16 protein-coding genes are annotated in these 21,044 nt (G+C 56.5%); 4 read left to right on the forward strand and 12 right to left on the reverse strand.

Features of this window, described 5'->3' with window-relative positions; translation table 11 throughout:
• Positions 1-6: 6 nt before the first annotated feature.
• Entirely contained in the window at positions 7-1,272 is a 1,266-nt protein-coding gene (locus tag V8L71_RS04670) for an inorganic phosphate transporter (protein ID WP_336273323.1), read from the reverse strand.
• Between the two features lie 11 nt (positions 1,273-1,283).
• On the reverse strand, positions 1,284-1,964 hold the full coding sequence (locus V8L71_RS04675; RefSeq protein WP_035564387.1) for a TIGR00153 family protein: 681 nt from the start codon (positions 1,962-1,964) through the stop codon (positions 1,284-1,286).
• Between the two features lie 137 nt (positions 1,965-2,101).
• On the opposite strand from V8L71_RS04675, the gene V8L71_RS04680 reads away from it, so the two are divergent.
• On the forward strand, positions 2,102-3,016 hold the full coding sequence (locus tag V8L71_RS04680) for a CYTH domain-containing protein (protein WP_336273325.1): 915 nt from the start codon (positions 2,102-2,104) through the stop codon (positions 3,014-3,016).
• Between the two features lie 77 nt (positions 3,017-3,093).
• On the forward strand, positions 3,094-3,978 hold the full coding sequence (locus V8L71_RS04685; protein ID WP_336273326.1) for an ion transporter: 885 nt from the start codon (positions 3,094-3,096) through the stop codon (positions 3,976-3,978).
• 13 nt (positions 3,979-3,991) lie between these two features.
• On the opposite strand, the gene V8L71_RS04690 is transcribed toward V8L71_RS04685, so the two are convergent.
• Positions 3,992-4,615: an L-threonylcarbamoyladenylate synthase gene (locus tag V8L71_RS04690; RefSeq protein WP_336273327.1), complete on the reverse strand. Its 624-nt coding sequence runs from the start codon at positions 4,613-4,615 to the stop codon at positions 3,992-3,994.
• 102 nt (positions 4,616-4,717) lie between these two features.
• On the reverse strand, positions 4,718-5,632 hold the full coding sequence (locus tag V8L71_RS04695; protein ID WP_008959040.1) for a PHP domain-containing protein: 915 nt from the start codon (positions 5,630-5,632) through the stop codon (positions 4,718-4,720).
• A 151-nt stretch (positions 5,633-5,783) separates the two neighbouring features.
• Here V8L71_RS04695 and V8L71_RS04700 point away from each other — a divergent pair, with 151 nt between their 5' ends.
• Both V8L71_RS04700 and mnmC read left to right on the forward strand, forming a co-directional pair.
• Entirely contained in the window at positions 5,784-6,083 is a 300-nt protein-coding gene (locus V8L71_RS04700) for a YciI family protein (RefSeq protein ID WP_101147930.1), read from the forward strand.
• Positions 6,084-6,240: 157 nt separating this feature from the next.
• Complete coding sequence (mnmC, locus tag V8L71_RS04705) at positions 6,241-8,259, forward strand: bifunctional tRNA (5-methylaminomethyl-2-thiouridine)(34)-methyltransferase MnmC2/FAD-dependent 5-carboxymethylaminomethyl-2-thiouridine(34) oxidoreductase MnmC1 (protein ID WP_336273328.1); 2,019 nt, start codon at positions 6,241-6,243, stop codon at positions 8,257-8,259.
• On the opposite strand, the gene V8L71_RS04710 is transcribed toward mnmC, so the two are convergent.
• The 8 genes from V8L71_RS04710 to V8L71_RS04745 all read right to left on the reverse strand — a co-directional run bounded on the left by V8L71_RS04710 (position 8,253) and on the right by V8L71_RS04745 (position 20,996).
• Positions 8,253-8,528 (reverse strand): YheU family protein, encoded by a 276-nt coding sequence (locus tag V8L71_RS04710; protein ID WP_176303260.1) that lies wholly within the window; start codon positions 8,526-8,528, stop codon positions 8,253-8,255. The two genes, mnmC and V8L71_RS04710, sit on opposite strands and share 7 nt — an antisense overlap.
• Positions 8,528-10,561: an NAD-dependent DNA ligase LigA gene (gene ligA / locus V8L71_RS04715; RefSeq protein ID WP_336273329.1), complete on the reverse strand. Its 2,034-nt coding sequence runs from the start codon at positions 10,559-10,561 to the stop codon at positions 8,528-8,530. Before ligA ends, V8L71_RS04710 begins: the two co-directional genes overlap by 1 nt.
• Before the next feature lie 155 nt (positions 10,562-10,716).
• The gene (gene zipA, locus V8L71_RS04720; RefSeq protein WP_336273330.1) at positions 10,717-12,579 is read right to left on the reverse strand and encodes a cell division protein ZipA; all 1,863 of its coding nucleotides are present in this window, start codon (positions 12,577-12,579) and stop codon (positions 10,717-10,719) included.
• A 650-nt stretch (positions 12,580-13,229) separates the two neighbouring features.
• Positions 13,230-16,724 carry a chromosome segregation protein SMC gene (gene smc, locus V8L71_RS04725; protein WP_336273331.1) on the reverse strand — a complete coding sequence of 1,165 codons (3,495 nt, stop codon included), beginning with the start codon at positions 16,722-16,724 and terminating at the stop codon, positions 13,230-13,232.
• A gap of 33 nt (positions 16,725-16,757) precedes the next feature.
• Positions 16,758-18,005 carry a c-type cytochrome biogenesis protein CcmI gene (gene ccmI, locus V8L71_RS04730; RefSeq protein ID WP_336273332.1) on the reverse strand — a complete coding sequence of 416 codons (1,248 nt, stop codon included), beginning with the start codon at positions 18,003-18,005 and terminating at the stop codon, positions 16,758-16,760.
• Entirely contained in the window at positions 18,002-18,472 is a 471-nt protein-coding gene (locus V8L71_RS04735) for a cytochrome c-type biogenesis protein (RefSeq protein ID WP_176303255.1), read from the reverse strand. The genes ccmI and V8L71_RS04735 overlap by 4 nt, the downstream gene beginning before the upstream one ends.
• Positions 18,463-18,990: a DsbE family thiol:disulfide interchange protein gene (locus tag V8L71_RS04740; RefSeq protein WP_336273333.1), complete on the reverse strand. Its 528-nt coding sequence runs from the start codon at positions 18,988-18,990 to the stop codon at positions 18,463-18,465. The genes V8L71_RS04735 and V8L71_RS04740 overlap by 10 nt, the downstream gene beginning before the upstream one ends.
• Positions 18,987-20,996 (reverse strand): heme lyase CcmF/NrfE family subunit, encoded by a 2,010-nt coding sequence (locus V8L71_RS04745; RefSeq protein WP_336273334.1) that lies wholly within the window; start codon positions 20,994-20,996, stop codon positions 18,987-18,989. Before V8L71_RS04745 ends, V8L71_RS04740 begins: the two co-directional genes overlap by 4 nt.
• Between the last annotated feature and the right edge of the window lie 48 nt (positions 20,997-21,044).

The raw sequence follows: 21,044 nt of genomic DNA on the forward strand, positions 1-21,044 counted from the left end.
CTATATTTAGCCGAACATGCCTTTGAACATAAAGAAGAACAGAATCGCAAGGCCAGCACCGGCGGGTAGTGTGATTAGCCACGACATGGCAATCGTGCCGATAACCCTTAGGTTCAACGCCGCCATACCGCGTGCCAGACCCACCCCAAGAATCGCCCCTACCAGCGTGTGGGTAGTGGAAATTGGCAGGCCCGTGCCAGAAGCCAGTACTACCGTGGTGGCTGCCGCCAGCGTGGCAGCAAAGCCACGGCTGGGGGTAAGCTCGGTAATTCCGGTACCCACGGTCGCGATGACTTTATGACCGTAGGTGACCAGACCCACGACAATACCACCGCCGCCAAGTACCAGCACCCACCAAGGCACCAGCGCAGAACCACCAATTTCACCGCCGGTTTGGACTACGCTGATCACTGCTGCCAACGGGCCAACCGCATTCGCCACATCGTTTGAACCATGGGCAAAGGCCATGGCGCAGGCGGTGAAGATCATCAACACGCCAAACACGCGCTCTACGTTGGCATAGCCGAAGTGATCATTTGCGTTGTGCTCGAACTTGATACGCCGCTGCATAATCAAGCCGATGCCCATAATCACCAGGCCCAGCAAAATTGACAACAGCAGGCTCTGATTAAAGGATAAGTCCAGCCCCACATGGGACAACCCTTTGGTCAGCGTGACCATTGAAACGATAAAACCTACCAGAAACACATAGCCCGGCACGTAGCGTTTAGCGGCCGTGAACGGGTTGGCATCTTCAAAAATCAGGTGGTGAACCGATTTAAACAGCACAAAGCCAATGGTGCCTGCCAACAAGGGTGATACCACCCAGCTAGCAGCAATCGTACCCACGGCGCCCCAATCCACCATGGCTGGGCCTAACCCTGCGACCGCAAAGCCCACAATCGCGCCGACAATCGAGTGGGTCGTGGAAACTGGCCAGCCTTTCATAGACGCCACTAGCAGCCAGGTGCCAGCGGCCAGTAAGGCTGCCAGCATGCCGTATACCAGCAGTTGCGGATCATCCTGCAACAACTCAGGATCGATAATCCCTTTGCGGATCGTGTTGGTAACCTCACCACCCGCCAACCACGCGCCTAAAAACTCGAAGACGACAGCGATAAGAATGGCTTGTTTGATGGTGATCGCTTTCGACCCCACCGAGGTTCCCATCGCATTAGCGACGTCATTCGCACCCACGCCCCAGGCCATGAAGAAGCCAAACAAACAGGCCAGGATAATGAAGATGTCACCGTGCTGGGCAATAATCTGCATGAAAGGTCCCCTTAGCGGGCAGTCAGGATCTGCAGGCGGCTACCCACTCGCTCAGCGCGATCGGATAATTCGCCAACCCATTCAATGATTTTGTAAAGGAAGATCACGTCCACTGGCGGTAGCTGGCTCTCAAGCGAGAACAGTTGGCGACGGATCGTCACTTGTTGATCGTCGGCTTGGTGCTCAAGAGTGTGCAGTTCACGAATCATGTTCTGCATGACGTCAGAGACGTTTTTTCCAAAGCCGGACTCAAGCAGGTCCTTAAGTTCTTCCAATGCCTGGCGGGCTTGGGCAACACAAGCAACACTGGTACGGATGTAATCGCGCATTGCATCGGCCAATTCATCCGGCACGCGCATTTTACGCCCCAACATAATGCCGGTAATGTCACGCACCTTGTTGGCGATCTTGTCCTGCACGCTGATCAGGTCGAGCAGATCGGAGCGCGACACCGGAAGAAACATGGTGTTGGGCAGGTTCAACCGCAGCTCTGTTTTCAGCGTATCGGCGTCATGCTCTAAGCGGGTGACGTTTTCGCGCAGTTCAGCCGCTTTGTCCCAGTCATCAGCCAGCGTTGCTTCAAAAAACGGCAACAGCTGATCGGCACATTCATTTGCCTTGACGATATGGGCCAATAACGGCTGGAATGGCGAGCGGCCAAACATCGAAGAAAAAGGATTGGAGGTAACCATAATGCCTTTTAGCCTGTTTTCGGGAAGCCTGGAAATGGCGGCGCCAGTATAAAGAGTGCGCCCGCCGCCGTCATGAAAAGTTCATAAATGTAATCAAATATTCATTTAAATGTCACGATAACGAGGTGGCGAGCGTCATGAAAAACCCCATTCCCATAGAAGTAGAACTGAAACTTGCCCTTGCACCAGAAGGACCGGCCACGCTGTGTAACCATCCGTTTCTAGTGTCAAAACCCTCGCACCAGCACACGTTGACCAATACCTATTTTGACACCCCGGAAGGCGATTTAGCGAAGGCGCATATTGCACTACGCCTACGCAAAATAGATGGCAAAGTGCTGCAAACGGTGAAAACCGCAGGCCAGGGCGGCGGCGGATTATCTCAACGACAGGAGTGGGAGTGGCAAGTTCCTGGCCACGAACTGGATCTGGTAGCCCTTGCCGAACTGCCCCCCTTTCAAGGCCAGCTTAGCAGCGTGCTCAATGCCCTCGCCCCCCAACTCAGCACCGATTTCACGCGGCGCAGCTGGCAGCTAACCGATGGCTTAGTAAACCCAGGTTCAACCAACCAGCGCTGTCATATCGAGCTGGTGCTGGATGAGGGCGAAATTGTCAGCGGTGGCTACCGCACACCCATCCGCGAGGTAGAACTTGAATTAAAGGACGGCGACCCGGAGGCGCTGTGGGCATTGGCACTGACACTTTCAGAGCAGGTGCCGCTGCGCCCTTCAGATAGCAGCAAAGCATCTCGTGGTAATGCACTTAGCAACCAGCACTGGCCACTACCCGAAGCACACTCCCCGGCAGAGTGGCTACACCGCGCAACGCTGGCGCTGGACGCCTACCACGACAGCCAGCAGGCAAGCTTTCTAAGCGATGCCCAACAGGCGTTAGTCACCCTCGCCGACCACCCCGCGCTGGATGCCGATGCCCGCACGTATGCTCAGGCGTTACCCGGCGGCTTAGATGCCCATGGTCAGCCCAGCACGGCTTATGGTAACGCTGCGTTGGCACTGGCCCATCGCTTGGCGTACCAAACCGAGCTACGCTAACGGCTTAACGCTATTTTAGGACTGTTTTTAAGGACTGTTTTTAAGGACCGTATTGAGGCCCACTTCAGGATGATGCGATGAATTTACACCTTACCCCTGGCGCGGAAGGCCTACGTACCCGCTTGTTTCATATTATTTTTGAGTCTGACACGCCGGGTGCTAAAGCGTTTGATATCGCCTTGATTGGGGCGATTTTGTTAAGCGTTGCGGTCATTATGCTGGGCAGTATTGAGGTTTATGCTGAACGTTACGGACACATTTTTTTCTACCTCGAATGGTCCTTTACGCTGCTGTTTTCCATTGAGCTTGCCCTGCGAATCTACTGCCTGGAAAGGCCCCTGCTCTATTTAAGGAGCTTTTATGGGATTGTGGATTTAATTGCCGTGTTGCCCACTTGGCTAGTGCTACTCGTGCCGGGCGCCCATGGGTTGGTGATTGTTCGCCTGCTGCGCGTGTTGCGTATTTTCCGCATTCTTCGCTTGATGGACTTTGTCGGTGAGGCGCGGCTTTTGTTAGACGCGCTCAAACGCAGCATGCGGCAGATTCTGCTATTTTTTAGCGCCATCTTAATGGTCATCACGCTGTTTGCGGCCTTGATGTACACCATTGAGTCACCCGAAGCTGGCTTCACCAGCATTCCGATGTCGATGTACTGGGCCATCGTGAGTATGACCACCGTCGGCTACGGCGACATTGTGCCTGCCACGTCGCTGGGTAAATCGATAACAGTGATTTTGATGCTGTTGGGCTACTCGATTATTGCCGTGCCTACCGGGGTATTCTCCGCCCAGGTGATTCGCTCGATTCGTGAAGAGCGCTACTCAGAAGAAGCCTGCCCCGGCTGCGGGCACGAACGTCATGAGAAACGTGCCCGCTACTGCCTGCGCTGCGGCACTTGGCTAGACGAAGACAGCGAAGACCCGCGTAAAAAAGACGATAAAGATGAGTCCGCTTCTGACTAGCTTGTACCTAACGCTAAGCCTGGAAGGGCGTGATATCACCGCGCCCTTCGCGAATGATTTTAGGTGGCAGCTCACGCAGGTCGATAACGCTGGTGGGGTCTAGATGGCAGGCGCCGCCGTCGATAATGGCATCCAGATGCGCGCCAAAACGCTCGCGGATCTCTTCTGGGTCGTTCATGGGTAAATCATCGCCCACCGGAATGAGCGTCACGCTCATCAACGGCTCGCCCAAGGCTGCCAGCAACGCATGCGTAATGCGGTGATCCGGCACGCGTACACCAATGGAGCGCCGCTTGGGATGCAGTAGCAGGCGCGGTACTTCTGAAGTGGCATCCAGAATATAAGTATAAGGGCCTGGGGTATGGGCTTTCAGCAACCGAAATACATCGTTATCCACCTTGGCGTAGGTGCCAATTTCCGAGAGATCGGAGCACACCAGGGTGAAGTTGTGTTTATCGTCCAGTGAACGCAGCCATTTAATCTTTTCAATGGCCTTCTTCTCACCCAGATGACAGCCCAAGGCATAGCCTGAATCGGTGGGGTACGCCACTACGCCACCTTTACGAATGATCTCAATCGCCTGATCAATCAGCCGCTTTTGCGGGTTTTCCGGGTGAATCTGAAAATATTGGCTCATAAAACTGCTCCTTTCATAGCTCACTGTCTTAGCGGTTCCTACAGCATAGCTGACCTTAGCTGCTGATAACTTAAGCTGGTAAGAACCTAAGCTAATAAAAAATTAGCCGATTGCTAACAGGCCGGGGGCGGCATCGCGTAGATGCACCAAGCGCGGATGCTGCCATATTGGGGGCGCTGCCGTGCGCGGTACCAAGCTCATACTGCCGGGTGCTGCATGGCTGCCGGGAAAGTGAAAGTCGCTGCCCAAGGAAGCGTATAACTCACGCTCGACCAGTTGGCGCGCCAAGTCACGGGTGCTATCCGGGTTCTGCTGGCCGCTAACCAGCTCAACCGCTTGGCCGCCCGCCGCCTGGAAAGTATCCATCAACAGGCCACGCTTGCGTCGAGTGAGGCCATGGCGCAATGGATGAGCGATCACGGCAACGCCGCCCGATTCCACAATCCAGCTAACGGCTTCGCTGATTTCCGGCCAGTGGGCTTTGACATCGCCCTTTTTGCCGCTGCCCAGGTAGCGCTTAAAGGCGCTTGCCCAGTCGGGCACCACTCCTTCTGCTACCAGCGCGCGGGCAAAATCCGGGCGGCCTAGGGGGCGGTCGCTGCCTGCGTGAAGGCGCGCTTTTTCTAGGGCGTCGGGTAAACCTACTTTTTCCAGTCGTTCGGCAATGACTTCCGCACGCTGGATACGCGCCTCACGCTGCTGAATCAAGCCTTCCACCATCGGCCCCTGCAAGCCACCGGGCATCAGTGCTACGACATGAATATTGACCCCTTGCCAGCGTGTGGATAACTCACAGCCGGGGATAAGACATAGCCCTGCTTGCTCGGCGGCGCGGCCCGCTTCTTCAATGCCGTCCATGGTATCGTGATCGGTAAGCGACATGTGCGTCAGCCCGCGCTCAGCGCACAGCGTTACCAGCTCAGTGGGCGATAGCGCGCCATCAGAAGCAGTGGAGTGCATGTGCAAATCAACCGGGTAACGCTGATCGGCATCAAAGGTATAAGGAAGTCGAGACATAAGCATGACGCCGTGTAAGCAGTTTGTCAGAATGCGCTTTTTCAGCTGTGAATAAATCGTTCGCAATGGGTAAGATATGGTGCGCGCATCTGTCTGCGCGGTCAATGAACGCTCACTTTTCATTCCCTGCTTTTCAAGGAGTTATATCCACATGCTGTACGCCATTATGAGTGAAGATGTGCCCAATAGCTTAGAGCGTCGTTTAGCGGCTCGCCCTGATCACCTCGCCCGCTTGGAAGCGCTGCGTGACGAAGGCCGGATAGTTTTAGCTGGCCCTCACCCTGCCATCGACGCTGAAAATCCCGGCGATGCTGGCTTTTCCGGCAGCTTGGTCGTGGCGGAGTTTGAGAGCCTGGAAGAGGCTACCGCATGGGCGGATGCCGACCCATACATGATTGCGGGGGTCTATGCCAAGGTAATTGTTAAGCCGTTCAAGAAAGTTTTGCCTTGACCCCAATAGGCGAGTGTGGAGGGTCCGCCCGCTTTTTCACAGAGCCTGTGGAAAACTCTGTGCAAACCCGGCGGACGCTTTGCGCTAAGCCAGAGCCAGCGCCGACGGCGACAAATTGATCATTTTTTAACCACTTCTTCATTAAACGGATATCTGCGTGACCCAACGTCCCAATGCTTTGCCTGCCCTCGCGGCGTTAACCACGCCTCTACTTACCTGGAACGAGGGTGCACCCCACGCAACAGCATTTGATGACATCTATTTCACCCGTGGCGATGGGCGCGCTGAAACCGAACATGTTTTTCTGGGTGCCAACCATCTTCCCCAGCGCTTTGCTGAGTGGAAAGCAGCAAGGCCGTTCGTCATTGGTGAAACCGGCTTTGGTACCGGACTGAATATACTCTGCGCCTGGGCTTGTTTTGAGCAGCATGCAGCGCCCACTGCGCGGCTGCACCTGTTATCCACAGAGAAGTTTCCTCTTGAGCATGAGGCGCTGGAACAGGCGCTTAGTGCTTGGCCTTCGCTAGCGGCTTATGCACAGGTGCTATGCGCCCAGTGGCCCGCTGCCGTGAGCGGTATCCACCGCCTGCACTTAACCGAGCGCGTCACGCTTGATCTGCATTTCGGCGATACCACAGAGCGCCTGGAGCAGTTAGATGGCCAAGTCGACGCCTGGTTTTTAGACGGTTTTGCGCCTTCTAAAAACCCCGATATGTGGCAGCCAGCGCTATTTAACGCCATGGCCGCCCGTTCACGCCCCGGCGCGACATTCGCCACCTTTACCTGCGCTGGTATCGTCAAACGGGGATTAAAAGCCGCAGGCTTTAGCTGGAAGAAAGTGCCAGGCTATGGTCGCAAGCGGGAAATGCTTGCGGGCAGTATCGAAACGCCGCCTGTGGACCAGCGCCGCCAGGCAACGCCCTGGTTTACCCCGCCGCCCGTGGCGGCCGTAAAGCACGTTGCGATAGTCGGTGCGGGGCTGGCGGGCAGCACGATGGCGGCAGCGTTAGCGCGGCGCGGCATTCAGGTAACGGTTGTTGAGCGCGAAGCCCCCGGCGCGGGCGGCTCAGGCAATCGCCAGGGTGCGCTGTATGTAAAGCTGGCTGCCGAGACTAATCACCAGAGCCGTGTTTACCTTGCCGGGCTGCTGTACAGCCAGCGTTGGCTTACCCAACAGCTATCCACACAGCCGTTATCCACACCCCCTTTATGGCAACCTTGCGGCGTGGTGCAGTTGGCGAGCAGCGATAAAGAAGCGCGCCGCCAGCAGCGTTTTATTGAACAACACCCGCTGCCCAGCAACGTTGTCACTGCGCTAAACAACCCGGCGCTAAGCGAAGCAGCGGCCATGCCCATTGATGCACCCCATGGGCTGTTTTACCCACAAGCGGGATGGGTTCAGCCCAAGGCACTATGTGAGCACTTACTTAGTCAGCCAGGAGTGACTTTCCAGCAGGGTGACGTTAGGTCCCTTACCCGCACAGTCGCCGGGTGGCAGCTCAATTTAGACGATGCCAGCACGCTTAATGTCGATCAGGTGGTGATTGCCAGTGCGCATTTGGCTAACCGCTTTGCGCAAACCATCGAATTGCCGCTGCAGTCGGTCCGCGGTCAGATTAGCGAGCTAAAACTACCCGATGGGGTAGCAGGTCCAACCCGCGTGATATGCGCCGGTGGCTATGTATCGCCTGCTCTGGATGGCGTACTGACATTTGGCGCCAGCTTTGTACCCAATAACGCAACCACCGATGTAACCGCCGACGATCATCAACGCAATATTGATGAGCTGCGTCAGACATTGCCCAACTTAGTCGCCGAGCTGGAAAAAGCCGGTAGTGAATTAACGCCTGAACACCTTCAAGGTCGCGCGGCGGTGCGTGCGGCCAGCCCTGACAAAACCCCTTATGCAGGGCCTGTGCCGGTAGCAGAGGCGTGGCAGGCCGACTATGCGCGGCTAGCTAAAGATGCTACTCGGGTACCAGAGACGCTAGGCGAGCACCACCCAGGCCTGTGGATATCGACGGCTCATGGCTCACGCGGGCTAGCCAGCGCGCCGCTATGCGCCGAGGTGATTGCTTCAAGAATGTGCGATGAACCGATGCCGCTGGAAGCGCCCCTGGTCGATCACTTGCATCCAGGGCGACGCATTATCAGCGCGATTATTCGCACTCAGTAGTCGCCCTCTTCTTCGTCGTCGGCTATATCACGGCCAAACGACCGCCAGCGAGCTAGGGTCATGACCTCGGTCATCTCCAGCTCAAGGTCATGGGCGATGATCAGTTCGTTACGCTCAAGCTGCTTTTTGAGCTCGGCTACCCAGCCATGCATGCCCTCGCCCGTGGTATCGGTAGTGTCGTAACCCTGGCGGGTCACAAACGCCTCAAGCAGCGCATCGAGAGTTTCCGGTGGCAGCATTCTTGCGGGCACTTCAATAAAACGGCTCATTAACTCTGCTCCCACTCTGCCAAACGTTCCATAAAGGTCGCTTCATCGATCACTTTTACACCCATCTGCTCGGCTTTGGTTAGCTTACTTCCTGCAGCTTCACCAGCGACGAGACAGGTAGTCTTCTTCGACACGCTGCCCGCTACCTTCGCCCCTAATGCCTGCAAGCGCGCCTTGCCCTCATCGCGGGTCATACTCTCAAGAGACCCCGTCAATACCCAGGTCTGGCCTTCCAGCGGCGTTGGGCCTTGGGTAACGGCGGCTTCCTGCCAGGTAACACCGGCATCAATCAGCGCGGCGATGGTTTCCTGGTTGTGCGGCTGGCGGAAAAAAGTGTGCACGTGGGCAGCGACAATCGGGCCAACATCGTTGACTGCTTCCAGCGCTTCCAGTTCCGCCGTTTGGACGGTTTCAAGCGTGCCAAAGTGATTAGCCAGGTTGGCCGCTGTGGCTTCGCCTACTTCACGAATCCCCAGCGCGTAAATAAATCGCGCCAGGGTGGTCGATTTGGCTTTTTCAAGCGAGTTGACCAAATTATTGGCTGACTTCTCGCCCATGCGCGGCAAGCTTTTTAGCTGCTCGACAGTCAAATGAAACAGGTCCGCCGGGGTTTTGACCCAACCCAAGTCGACCAGTTGCACAATCAGTTTCTCGCCCAGGCCGTCGATATCCAGCGCCTTACGGCTGGCGAAGTGCTTTAACGCCTCTTTGCGCTGGGCGGCGCAGTAGAGGCCGCCGGAACAGCGCGCCACCGCTTCGCCGTCAACGCGCTCAATATCCGAACCACATACCGGGCAGTGTTCAGGAAAAACAATGGCCCTGGCATCTGCAGGCCGCTGCTCAACATGCACTCTGACTACCTGAGGGATAACGTCGCCCGCTCGGCGAATAGAGACCGTATCACCAATCATCACGTCCAGGCGGGTGATTTCATCGGCGTTATGCAGCGTGGCATTGGAGACCGTCACGCCTGCCACAGTGACCGGTTCAAGGCGTGCTACCGGAGTGATTGCCCCGGTACGGCCAACCTGGAACTCGACATCGTTAAGCGTGGTGACCTCTTCCTGAGCAGGATATTTAAACGCCACCGCCCAGCGCGGCGCGCGGGCGACAAAGCCCAGCTCACGCTGGTAACGCAGGTCATTTACCTTGATCACCACGCCGTCGATATCAAAGCCAAGCGCATCGCGTTTTTCGCCCAACTGCTCGCAGTAGTCGGCGACAGCTTGCGGGCCTTTGACGACTTTCAGCTCTGCACTGGCGCGAAATCCTAACGTGGATAACCGTGCCATTAGTTCGCTGTGGGTGGTATCGCCTAAATCAGGTTCCAAGCGCGCAGCCTGATAGGCGTGAAACTCCAGCGGACGTTTCGCGGTAATACGCGGGTCGAGCTGGCGAAGGCTGCCTGCCGCCGCATTGCGCGGATTGGCAAATACCTTGCTGCCCTCTTCCCGAGCGCGCTCATTCAATGCCTCAAACCCGGCATGACGCATAATCACTTCACCACGCACTTCCAGCAGCTCGGGTACGTTTTTGCCCATCAGCTTTAACGGCACCGAACGCAAAGTGCGCAGGTTAGAGGTGATACCTTCACCGGTACGTCCATCGCCCCGGGTGGCGCCGCTCACCAGCGTGCCCTGCTCAAAAACCAGCGACACCGCCGCACCGTCCAGCTTAGGCTCGCAGGTAAACTCAACCTCGTCCGCACTGCACTCCAACCGTTCTGCCACCCGCTCGGCAAAAGCATAGATATCTTCGCGGCTAAAGGCATTATCCAACGACAGCATAGGGATTGCGTGCGCCACTGATGGAAAGCCATCGGCGGGGGCGGCGCCTACGCGCTGGGTGGGTGAATCGCTGGTGATCAGTTCTGGATGGCTGGCTTCCAATTGCTGTAAACGTTGCAGCTGACGGTCGTAGTCGGCATCGGTAAGGGTAGGATCATCCAGCACGTAATAGCGGTAGTTTGCCTCATCCAGGGCGGCCCGCAGCTGGGTAATCTCTTCCAACGGTTGAGAATCAGACTTGCTCATTAGAATGGGTTCCAGTACTCGGCAGCGACAACGCAAAACCTAAGCAATTTAAAAATTGAACGAACGTGAAAACTGAACGACTGTAAAATTAGCGCTTATTGAACAAAAACACCCGCCTTCTGGCAAGAAGGCGGGTGTTGAACAGCCGGTGTGATTTAGCGGACTTGCATATGCCGATGCAGACGATGGCGACGCTCAAATTCACGCACCCGCTGACGGGCAAACTCGATCGTTTGTGCGGTCATCACACTGCGGTTTTCATCTTTCAGTTCGCCGCCCATATGACGCACCACGACCATGGCGGTTTCGACCATCGCCTCGAACGCGGCAGCGCTATCAAGTGCACCCGGCAGTGGCATCAACAACGTGATGCCTGGGGTCATGAACTCGCCCATCTCTTCAATTGGGAAGGTGCCCGGCTTAACCACATTGACCATGGAGAACTGCAGTTCGCTGTCATCACTTTCTGTTTCAAAGCGGTGGAAAATGCCCATTTCACGGCTATAGCGCAAGCCACACACCATCATGAGTTCCAGCAGCTTGCTACCGTCAAAACCTTCTGGGTCACGGGAGAGAACGCTGATAACAACCACTTCTTCAGCGCTGGAAAGTGTCTCTTTGGCGTGTTCGCCGCTCACATCGTGACGCAGGGCTTTTTCTAATGTGGGATGAATGCGGACGCTATCATTCCCCACGCGCTCATCAGCAGCGCGATCATCATAAGCAGCATCGCTGGCATAATCGATGCTTTCGTCAAAGTCAGCAGAGTAGCCCTCTTCGTAAAGGGGCTCTTCATACCGAGACGCTTCACGAGCTTGATCATCCGCTCGCTGCTGAGCAGCCAGTCTATCCGCGGCCGCTGCATTGGCTGCTGCCTCTTCACGTGCCTGCGCCTGCTCTTGGGCTAGGCGAGCACGCTCAGCATCGGCGGCTTCTTTCGCTTCACGCCGCTGTTCCGCTTCCACTGCTTTACGCTCAGCTTTCTGCTTGGCCAGCTCCTTATCTCGCAGCGCTTTCTCAGCCTTTTTGCGCTGCTTCTCTTTACGACGCTCAATCAACCGGCGCTTCAATGAGCGGCCCATGCCTTCAAAGTCGACTAACCGGTACTCATCCACTTCGTCATCGTCAAGCTCGTCGTGCTCACCGGCTGTATCGGAGCGCAACTGACGGCGTTTAGGAGAGTGATCATTAGCATGTTTTGCAAATACGGCATCTTCTGGCTCAGCACGCAGTACCGGTTCAGCGTCATAATCAGGCTGAACAGAGGCTTCCGTATCTGTTTCGCTTGCGCGAATAGACATGTCATCAGGGGAAGACGCTGCCTCACGGGTCGTTGAGTCTTCTTTTATAGCGGCCTGTGGAGCAGGCTCAGTTGCTTCAGCGTTCGCGTTAGAAGTGGATGCGTTAGCCATTGCAGCAGAATCAGCTGCCGCCATTGGCTCGGCTTCGCGTTGCGATACGGCCTCTCTGTTCTGGGGAACCTCAGCAGCCTTTAGGGTACTGGCCTTTGAAGTGCTGTTCATTGAAGTGTTTGCCATAGAAATACTGGGCTCAAGGCGCTCATGCTCAGTCGGCATGGAGGGTGAAGTCGTCGCAGTATTTGCTTTAGCGACGGCTGGGCGCTCCGTTTTTTCTGCTGCTATTGATTGGGAATTAGCGATGGATTCCGCTTTTGCAGCTTTGCGTTTGGCTGCTTTAGCTGACGCCGAACGCCTAAACTCAGAAAGCACTCTGGAAGGGCCAGGATGCTCTTGACGCTCTAACTTTGGTTTATTACCTAAGCCACTATAGTCAGCGGGCTTAACGACTCGTGCACCGCCATTGGGTAGTTCCCAATTGATCTCTGCTGCTTTAGCAGCTTCATCGGGATCATCTTCTAGCTGACTAGCTGAAAGATCTTTTTCCGCCTGATCCAGACGGGGTACACGACGCTGACGTTGAAGTCTTCGCGCACCGTCTATAACGATGAGCGATACCAACGCCAGCCCTAAAATGATTAGCCACTCTCTTAGTTCCATGTCGAACGTTCCATGGTCATCTTGCCGGTTGCTAAGGCACCATGCCTAAATATGGGTAACTGCTATTTAATAAGTACTTGCCACCAAGCATAGCGCGATTGCTATGAAAAGGGCCAATTTTTGCTGATAATTACGCTATTTTCACGCTTTTGACACTGTTATTGAAGCCGATTAAGGCAAAAGTCCGACTTCAACTTCAGCCGAAAGTGCCACGAGCCTTTGATTTAATCGTTATACATAGCTTTATAAAGGAAGCTCGAAAGCTAGAAAAGCCATTTTGACCGCTGGGAAGTTCATAACCGTTTCAGCCATTTGCTTACTAATGCGCTAATCATCCCCATTGGCAAGATCCATTTATAAGCTGCTTAACGCTCTCATACCAAACATTAATAGAGGTAATATAGTTAACTTGAGCGCGTTAGGACATTTTTTTGCGTATTTGCATAATGTTTATCACTCCATGATTAACAAACTGCTGTTTATAGTTACAGTCTCTTCCAAAATCTTTCTGCTGTCGCACTGATGGGGGCAGCTGGTCGTGTTAGGTGTATCTGCACCGCAATATCCCAATGCTCATCAAGCACGCGCACTAAACGGCCATCGTTAATTTCTTGCTCAGCAAGACTTTTGAAGACTAAGGGCGAAGGCGGTTAATCGACCAGCGCTGCCGCTTCTTCAATACCCACCGAGACTAACCGCGATACGCCGGGCTCTTGCATGGTCACCCCCATCAAGCGCTCGGCGGCTTCCATGGCAATCTTATTGTGAGTGATATAGATAAACTGCACGTTCTCAGACATCTCTTTCACCAACCGGGCGTAACGGCCCACGTTGGCGTCATCCAGCGGCGCATCCACTTCATCCAGCATACAGAAAGGCGCAGGATTGAGTTGAAAGATCGCGAATACCAACGATAGTGCGGTCAGTGCTTTTTCACCGCCCGATAGCAGATGAATAGTGCTGTTCTTCTTACCCGGTGGGCGCGCCATAATCGCCACGCCGGTTTCCAACAGATCATCGCCGGTTAACGTTAACCATGCTGCACCACCGCCGAATACACGGGGGAACAGTGCCTGCAATCCGGCATTGACCTGATCAAAGGTCTCGCGGAAGCGCACCCGGGTTTCTTGGTCAATACGCTTAATCGCCCGTTCGAGAGTTTCCAGCGCTTCGGTGAGTTCGGCGTGCTGTGCTTCCAGATAATTTCGTCGCTCGGCCTGTTGATCATACTCCTCAATGGCGGCGAGGTTGATCGCCCCCAAGCGGCGAATTTTGTCCGTGGTGCTCTCCAGGCGCTCCTGCCAACGGGTTTCCGTCGCTTCCTGGGGCAACTGTTCGGCGAGGGTCTCGACGTTATGGCCAAGCTCAGTTAGCTGCTCATCCTGGGTGGCGGCTTTAAGTGCCAGCGCCTGCACGTCCATACGCCGCTGCTGGAGCTGCTCGCGACTCTGCTCCAGGTTACGTTCATGCTGCTGGCGGGCAAGTTCGTCATTACGCAGTTGCTCAGCCAGTGCCTGGGCCTGCTGACGAGTCGCGTTTAAGCGCCCCTCCTGCTGCTCACGCTGATGAAGCAGCTCTTCAAGCTCTTCCCCCGCCAGCTCGTCGGGCTCGACCAACATCTCCCGCGACTCTTCAAGCTCGGCAATACGCAGCGAGAGGCGCTCCTCAGAATCGCTTGAGCGCGCCTGCTGAGAGCGCAGGCTATCCCGCTCAGCGCTTAAGCGTTCACGCTCGAGTGCCAACGCCTGCTGCTGCGCTTTGAGTGGCGCATGCTGCTGGGTCAGTTGATCACGCGCCTCGCGCTGCCGGTTGCGCTGCTCGGCACTGGTTTCCCGGGCTTCGGCGGTGCTCTCCAGCTGCTCCATTGCTACATGCCAGCGGGCGCGCTGCTCATCAAGAGTAAGCGCTAACTCTGCTTCATCCTCTTGTAGCTGGGCAAGCTCTTCATCGAGCTCCGTCGCACGACCTTCAAGGTGTTCCAAGCGCTGGGCCAAACTACGCTCTTTCACCGCCAGCTGCTGCAGGGTGGTGGCGTGGGCACGCTCCTGTTCGGCCTGCTGTTCCCGAGCCTGCTCTAACGCTTCAATCGTCTCATTGGCCGCCTCACACTGCTCCTCTGCCAGCGCCAAGGCCTCTTCTTCACTTTCGCGCTGAGCGGAAAGCTCGTCGTAGCGGCGGCGGGTCAATAGAAGACCGTCGATGCCTTCACCGTTGGCCTGCTGATGCAGCCAGCCACGGCCCAACCAAACCCCATCCTGGCTCACCACGCTTTCGCCGGGCGCCAAATGCGCTACCTGCGCCTCTGCCTCTTCGGCCGTTTGCGTATAGTGAATGCTTGCTAACCACTCGCCTAGCGCGCCTGCGCCTTTGACCAAACTGTCTAATCGCTGACCCGAGTTGGAGGGAGCTGGCGAGGTTTGATCGATCAAACGCCAATCGGTGGCTAAGGCCTCGGGCAAGGCCGCTAACTGTTGGCGGGTGACTAAGCGAGCGTTGAGCCACGGCGCAAGCAACCAGGAAGTAAGCGCTTCCCAACCTGGTGCTACTTGTAATACCTCGCCGAGCTGGGGAGCCTCTGCCAAACCATGCGCTTCCAGGGTCGTGCCTATCGCAGGGTCGTGATCCACTAGTGCAGCATCAATCAACGCTTGCAGCGAGGCCAGCTCCCCCTGACGTTGACTCAGTTCAGCGCGCTGATGATCGCGCGTTTGAGTCGCCTGCTGGTAGGCCGCCTTGGCATCGCTATAACGCTGCTGCCATTGATCCCGCTGGGCTTGAAAGCCCTCCGCCTGCTGCTGGGCATCCGCTAACTGCTCTTCGCATACCGCATGCTCTTCGCGTAGCCCTGTGAGGTCGGCGACCTCACTGCGCTGCTGGCGGCGGCGCTGATTTTCGGCTTGCAGCCGCTGAATGCGCTGCTCCAGGTCGCGCAGTTGATCCTGGCTACGATCAGCGTCGCGGCTGGCATCCCGCCAGCGGGTTTCGGCATCGGCCCACTGTTGCTCGGCGGCTTCCAGGGCGGGAGATGCGTCGGCTAGCGACTGCTCCAGACTTTCGAGCTGCTCCTCTAAGGCTTCGTGCTCGGGAAGCAGATCGTCAAAGCGCTCGTCAATGGCGGCGAGGCGAGTCTGGTCGCCTTCGCTAACCCGGCGCTGCTCGTCCAATTCGCGGCGAGCCGTAGCAATATCGTTAGCGAGCTGGGTTTCACGGCTGCGGCGATGGGCCTGGTCTTGTTCCAGACGGGCAATGCGCGTGGTGGTTTCAAAGAACTGCTGTTGGTGACGGTCGAGCACTTCAGAGAGTTCGTCGTGCTGTTCACGGGCTTGTTCCAAGCGGGTTTCGCACTGACGAACGCCGAAGACATCTTTTTCGACCGCGATTTCCAACTCGCGAACGCGGCTCTCCTGGTGGGACTGCTCCGCCCGCAGGGTGCGGCCGCGCAGTAGCGCCAGCTCACCCTTGAGCCGATACTCCTGCTCCTTGAGATCTTGATAGCGCTTGGCGGCTTCGGCCTGACGCTTGAGACGCTCTAGCTGCTTATCCAGCTCTTCGCGAATATCGTCCAGACGCTCCAAGTTCTCCTGGGTGCGCCGCATGCGGTTTTCGGTTTCCCGGCGACGCTCTTTGTACTTGGAGATACCCGCGGCCTCTTCCAGCGTCGAGCGCAGGTCGTCGGGGCGGGCTTCGATCAACCGCGAAATCATGCCTTGGCCGATGATGGCGTAGGAGCGCGGCCCCAAGCCGGTGCCCATAAATAGGTCGGCGATATCGCGCCGACGGCACTTTTGACCGTTGAAGAAGTAGTTGGATTGCCCATCCCGCGTTACCAAGCGCCTAACGACGATTTCGGCATACTGCGCATAAACGCCGCCCATGCCGCCATCACGGTTGTCGAACTTAAGCTCTATGGAGGCTTGGCTGATCGGCTTTCGGCCAGTGGAGCCGTTGAAAATGACATCGGCCATGGACTCGCCACGCAGGGTTTTAGCGGAGGACTCCCCCATGACCCAGCGCACGGCGTCAATAATGTTGGATTTACCACAGCCGTTGGGGCCCACGATGGCGGTCATATTGCCATCGAAGGGTACCGTCACGGGGTCAACAAACGACTTGAACCCGACTAAGCGAATCGAGGTTAAGCGCATGTCGAGATAGTGCTCTGGTTATTCAAAGCAGGGTTATTCAAAGACACGGTTAATGACCACCTCAGCGGCTTCATCATCTGAGATTGGTCCGACGCTGACGCTCTCAAGATCACCAAATAGATCACCCGGTTGGGGCATGGCTTGCCCAGAGGGCGAAACGCGCACCATCAAACGTGCCTCCCGTACCTGTGAGATTTGCGCTTGGGGCGACATGGCCACGCTATTATCTAAGACGACGGTCATGGGCAGTTCAGACACTCGTGCCTGCACCACGGCCAGCGGTGGTAGTTCACCTTCCACATCACGAGCGGTGATAAACACCGTGTCGTCGCCGTCAACGCGATCGGCGAGTTCTTCGTCTAACGAGACACTCACACGGACACCTGAACTCTGGGCGGCTTCCACGGCAGCCTCTTCAGGCGCAACGCCCATCCGCTCTTGGGCAACGCGAATGCCATCGCGCAGCGAGGCGGCGGTATTAGGGTCTTCGATGTTAGCCACAGCACGGCGCCAGCGGTCGATAGCCTGTTCATAATCACCGTTATCAAAGGCATGAATGCCTAGCATGCCTAGCACGGTCGGCTGGCGTGGATCTTGTTCCAGCGTTTCATCGACCAGCGCCTGCACTTCATCGGTGAGTTCGCGCTCGGCCATAAAGAAACGAATTTGCGCTAGTTGAGCAAGCAGCGGTGGAATGCGGCCCTCAATCTCAATCAGGCGTTCAAGCGCATCGACGGCCTGGGGCATCTGTCCGGTTTCGCGATAGACCGGAAACAGCGCGCTCCATACGTTTGGGTTATCCGGCTGACGCTCGGCCTGCTCTTCCATCCGCTCGATATACATATCCAACGAGCCTTCGGGGTCATTCTGTACTTCTTGCTGAACGGCGAGTAACACGAGGTCGCCCTCGGCGCCTTTCTGCTGATACCAAAGCACGCTGACCACCACCACGGCCACCATAACGACCGGCACCACAAGGCGACCCGCCCCCGCCGGTTTGAGCGGCCGGCGCGCACGCACGGCGGTGTCTTCCAGCAGGCTGCGCTCAAGCTCCAACCGATCTTCTTCAAAGCGCTCGGCGTCAATGTCGCCACGCTCTCGCGCCGCTTCTAATGACGTTAAGCGACGTTTAAAGATCGCCACGTTCTGCTCGGCAGAGGTGTCATTGGTTTCAAACGCGTGTTGTTGATCATGTAATCGACGCGCGTTTCTTAGCGGCGCTACCAGCAGCCACAGCGCGGGGAGCAGTAAAACGGCAATCGCAATCCAGAGCAGCGTCATGAAGACCTCTTACGGTTAATCAGCGCATCTATACGCTGGCGCTCTTCGGCGCTCAGCGCTTTAGCAGAGGCATTTCGGCGGGCACGAATCATTAACACAACCACCAGAGCGCCTAGCAGCACCAACGCAATAGGTAGCCCCCAAAGCAGATAGGTGCGACTCTCTAAACGCGGGTTATAGAGAATATATTCGCCAAACCGCTGGACCATATGATTGACGATTTCGATGTCCGATTGCCCCTCTTGCAGCAGTTGATAAACCCGCTCACGCATGTCCCCCGAGATAGGGGCATCGGAATCGTTTATGGCCTGATTTTCACACAGCGGGCAACGCATGGAGGCGGTTAAATCGTGATAACGTTTTTCCATGACCGGATCGTCAAACTCGCGTAGCTCGATCCCCCCCGCCGCTGCACCAAACGCTATGACCAGCAGTAGTAGCGCTGCCATGGTTCGCATTAGCGCCATTTTTCCACCTCCGGCAGGATTCGTTCGCGGACGTCTTGTGGCGATACGTAGCCCTTATGGTGATAGCGAATAACGCCGTCGGCATCGACCAGAAAGGTTTCCGGCGCGCCGTAAACGCCAAGGTCAAAACCCAGCTCGCCTTCTGGATCAAAAATATTCACTTCGAACGGATCGCCAAACTCGCTGAGAAACTCCATGCCTTTCTCGCGGGTATCGCGGTAGTTAACCCCGACCATCCGAATATCCTGATCGGCCAGTTCCAGCAGCTGGGGCATCTCCTGCTTGCACGCGGGGCACCACTCGCCCCAGACGTTAACCAGGGTGACGTCGCCCTGGAGTAGCGATTGATCCACGCGCCGATTCTCATCGCGCAGCGTGGTGGCTTCAAAGGCCGGGAACTCGCGTGCCATCAGCGCCGAATCGCGCTGGGAAGGATCCAGCGATAGGCCTTGGTAAAAAAACAGCGCCAAGCCTAAAAAGCTTATGGGCAGCAGTAATAGCAGTAGCCGTCGTTTCATACCACGGCCTCCTGCGATGAATCGGCTTTAGTCGCGGCCTGGGGCGTTTCACGGGTGACTGCGGCGCGACGATAGCGCTTGTCGAGCACTGCCAGTACGCCGCCAAATGCCATAAACAGAGCGCCCAGCCATAGCCAGCGTACAAAGGGCTTGTATTGGACACGCATCGCCCAGCTGCCGTCGCCAAGGTCTTCGCCCATGGCCACATAGAGATCACGGAATAGCCCCGGTCGCAGAGCCACCTGGGTCATCGGCATACCGGTTGCGAGATAAAGGCGTTTTTCAGGACGCATGGTGAAACTGCTACCGGTATCGCCACGCTGTACCTGAATAACCGCGGTATCCGCCAGGAAGTTAGGCCCGCGACGCTCGGTCAACTCCGTCATGGTGAACTGATAGCCCGCCACTTCAACCGTGGTACCCGGCGACATGCGCACATTACGCTCAATGTTGTAGTTGGAAACCACCGCAACACCCACAATCGTGACCGCCACACCAATGTGTCCTAACACCATGCCCCAGTAAGAGAGTGAGAGTTTGCGTAACCCGGCGATGAACGAGCTGGCGTGACGGGTTTTATCGAATACATCGCGCACCATCGGCAGCACAATCCAAAGCGCAGAGACGATCCCCAGGGAGACAAACAGGTTCCACTCACCGCGATACAGCAGCGGCATCAGTATGCCCAACACCAGCGCAGCAACGCCCGCCAACCAAAGCTTACGGACTAGGTCACGCACCGCCATGCCTTTCCAGCGCGTTACCGAGCCTAGTCCCATAAAGATACACATCACCACGGTGAGCGGTACAAACAGCGCATTGAAGTAGGGCGGGCCCACGCTGATTTTACCCAGCCCCAGGGAGTCAAGAATCAGCGGATAGACGGTGCCAAGCAAAACGGTGACCGTCATGATGACCAGGAAGATATTATTGACCAGCAGCAGCGCATCGCGAGAGAGCCAGTTAAAGCCCACTTTGTGGCTGACCCGCGGGGCTCGCAGTGCGAATACCAGCAGCGAGAGCGTCACCGTAATCGCCAGCAGCATCAGGATAAAGAAGCCACGGGCAGGGTCGTTGGCAAACGCATGTACCGAGGTGAGCACGCCGGAGCGCACCAGGAAGGTTCCCATCAGCGACAGCGAAAAGGTCGAGATCGCCAATAGCACGGTCCAGCTCTTAAACGAGCCGCGCTTTTCGGTCACCGCCAGCGAGTGCACCAGCGCAGTCCCCGTTAACCAGGGCAGCAGCGACGCGTTTTCGACCGGGTCCCAGAACCACCAGCCGCCCCAGCCAAGCTCGTAATAGGCCCACCAACTGCCCAGGGCGATCCCCACGGTCAAAAACGCCCAGGCCAGATTCGTCCAGGGACGTGCCCAGCGCGTCCAGGCGGCGTCTAGGCGCCCTCCCATGAGAGCCGCAATCGCAAAGGCAAAGACCACGGAAAAACCCACATAGCCCATGTAAAGCATCGGCGGATGCACCACTAGCCCGAAGTCTTGCAGCAGCGGGTTGAGGTCGGCACCGTCTTGAGGCATGTCGGGCAGCAAGCGTTCAAAAGGGTTAGAGGTGATCAGGATGAATAGTAAGAAACCGACACATACCATGCCCATGACGCCCATCACCCGAGCGACCATATCCCGCGGCAAGTTGCCGGTGAACAGGCTCGCCGCAAAGCCCCAGCCTGCCAGCATTAGGCTCCATAGCAGGACAGAGCCCTCATGGTTGCCCCACACCGCGCTGAATTTGTAGTACCACGGCAGCAGCGAATTGGAGTTATTCGCTACGTTAGCCACGCTAAAGTCATCCAGCATATAGCTCGCGGTCAAACAGGCGTAGGCGATGGCAATGAACAGAAACTGCCCGGCCGCCATGGGCTGACCATACGCCATCCACAGTGGGCGGCGGGTCGCTGCACCGGCCAGGGGCATCACTGCCTGCACCATCGCCATCAACAGCGCGATGATGAGGGCGAAGTGGCCAATTTCAGGAATCATTTTAATCAGCATGTGCGCTCCGAATTAGCACTGGCGGTAGGGCAAGTCGGTTAAACGATG

Origin of the sequence: Vreelandella indica, from assembly GCF_037070225.1 — a bacterium.
Classification (GTDB): domain Bacteria; phylum Pseudomonadota; class Gammaproteobacteria; order Pseudomonadales; family Halomonadaceae; genus Vreelandella; species Vreelandella arctica.

Coding starts and splice junctions, on each gene's coding strand:
- V8L71_RS04670 (WP_336273323.1), bottom strand. CDS start 1,272: ATGCAGATTATTGCCCAGCACGGTGACATCTTCATTATCCTGGCCTGT.
- V8L71_RS04675 (WP_035564387.1), bottom strand. CDS start 1,964: ATGGTTACCTCCAATCCTTTTTCTTCGATGTTTGGCCGCTCGCCATTC.
- V8L71_RS04680 (WP_336273325.1), top strand. CDS start 2,102: ATGAAAAACCCCATTCCCATAGAAGTAGAACTGAAACTTGCCCTTGCA.
- V8L71_RS04685 (WP_336273326.1), top strand. CDS start 3,094: ATGAATTTACACCTTACCCCTGGCGCGGAAGGCCTACGTACCCGCTTG.
- V8L71_RS04690 (WP_336273327.1), bottom strand. CDS start 4,615: ATGAGCCAATATTTTCAGATTCACCCGGAAAACCCGCAAAAGCGGCTG.
- V8L71_RS04695 (WP_008959040.1), bottom strand. CDS start 5,632: ATGTCTCGACTTCCTTATACCTTTGATGCCGATCAGCGTTACCCGGTT.
- V8L71_RS04700 (WP_101147930.1), top strand. CDS start 5,784: ATGCTGTACGCCATTATGAGTGAAGATGTGCCCAATAGCTTAGAGCGT.
- V8L71_RS04710 (WP_176303260.1), bottom strand. CDS start 8,528: ATGAGCCGTTTTATTGAAGTGCCCGCAAGAATGCTGCCACCGGAAACT.
- ligA (WP_336273329.1), bottom strand. CDS start 10,561: ATGAGCAAGTCTGATTCTCAACCGTTGGAAGAGATTACCCAGCTGCGG.
- zipA (WP_336273330.1), bottom strand. CDS start 12,579: ATGGAACTAAGAGAGTGGCTAATCATTTTAGGGCTGGCGTTGGTATCG.
- smc (WP_336273331.1), bottom strand. CDS start 16,724: ATGCGCTTAACCTCGATTCGCTTAGTCGGGTTCAAGTCGTTTGTTGAC.
- ccmI (WP_336273332.1), bottom strand. CDS start 18,005: ATGACGCTGCTCTGGATTGCGATTGCCGTTTTACTGCTCCCCGCGCTG.
- V8L71_RS04735 (WP_176303255.1), bottom strand. CDS start 18,472: ATGGCGCTAATGCGAACCATGGCAGCGCTACTACTGCTGGTCATAGCG.
- V8L71_RS04740 (WP_336273333.1), bottom strand. CDS start 18,990: ATGAAACGACGGCTACTGCTATTACTGCTGCCCATAAGCTTTTTAGGC.
- V8L71_RS04745 (WP_336273334.1), bottom strand. CDS start 20,996: ATGCTGATTAAAATGATTCCTGAAATTGGCCACTTCGCCCTCATCATC.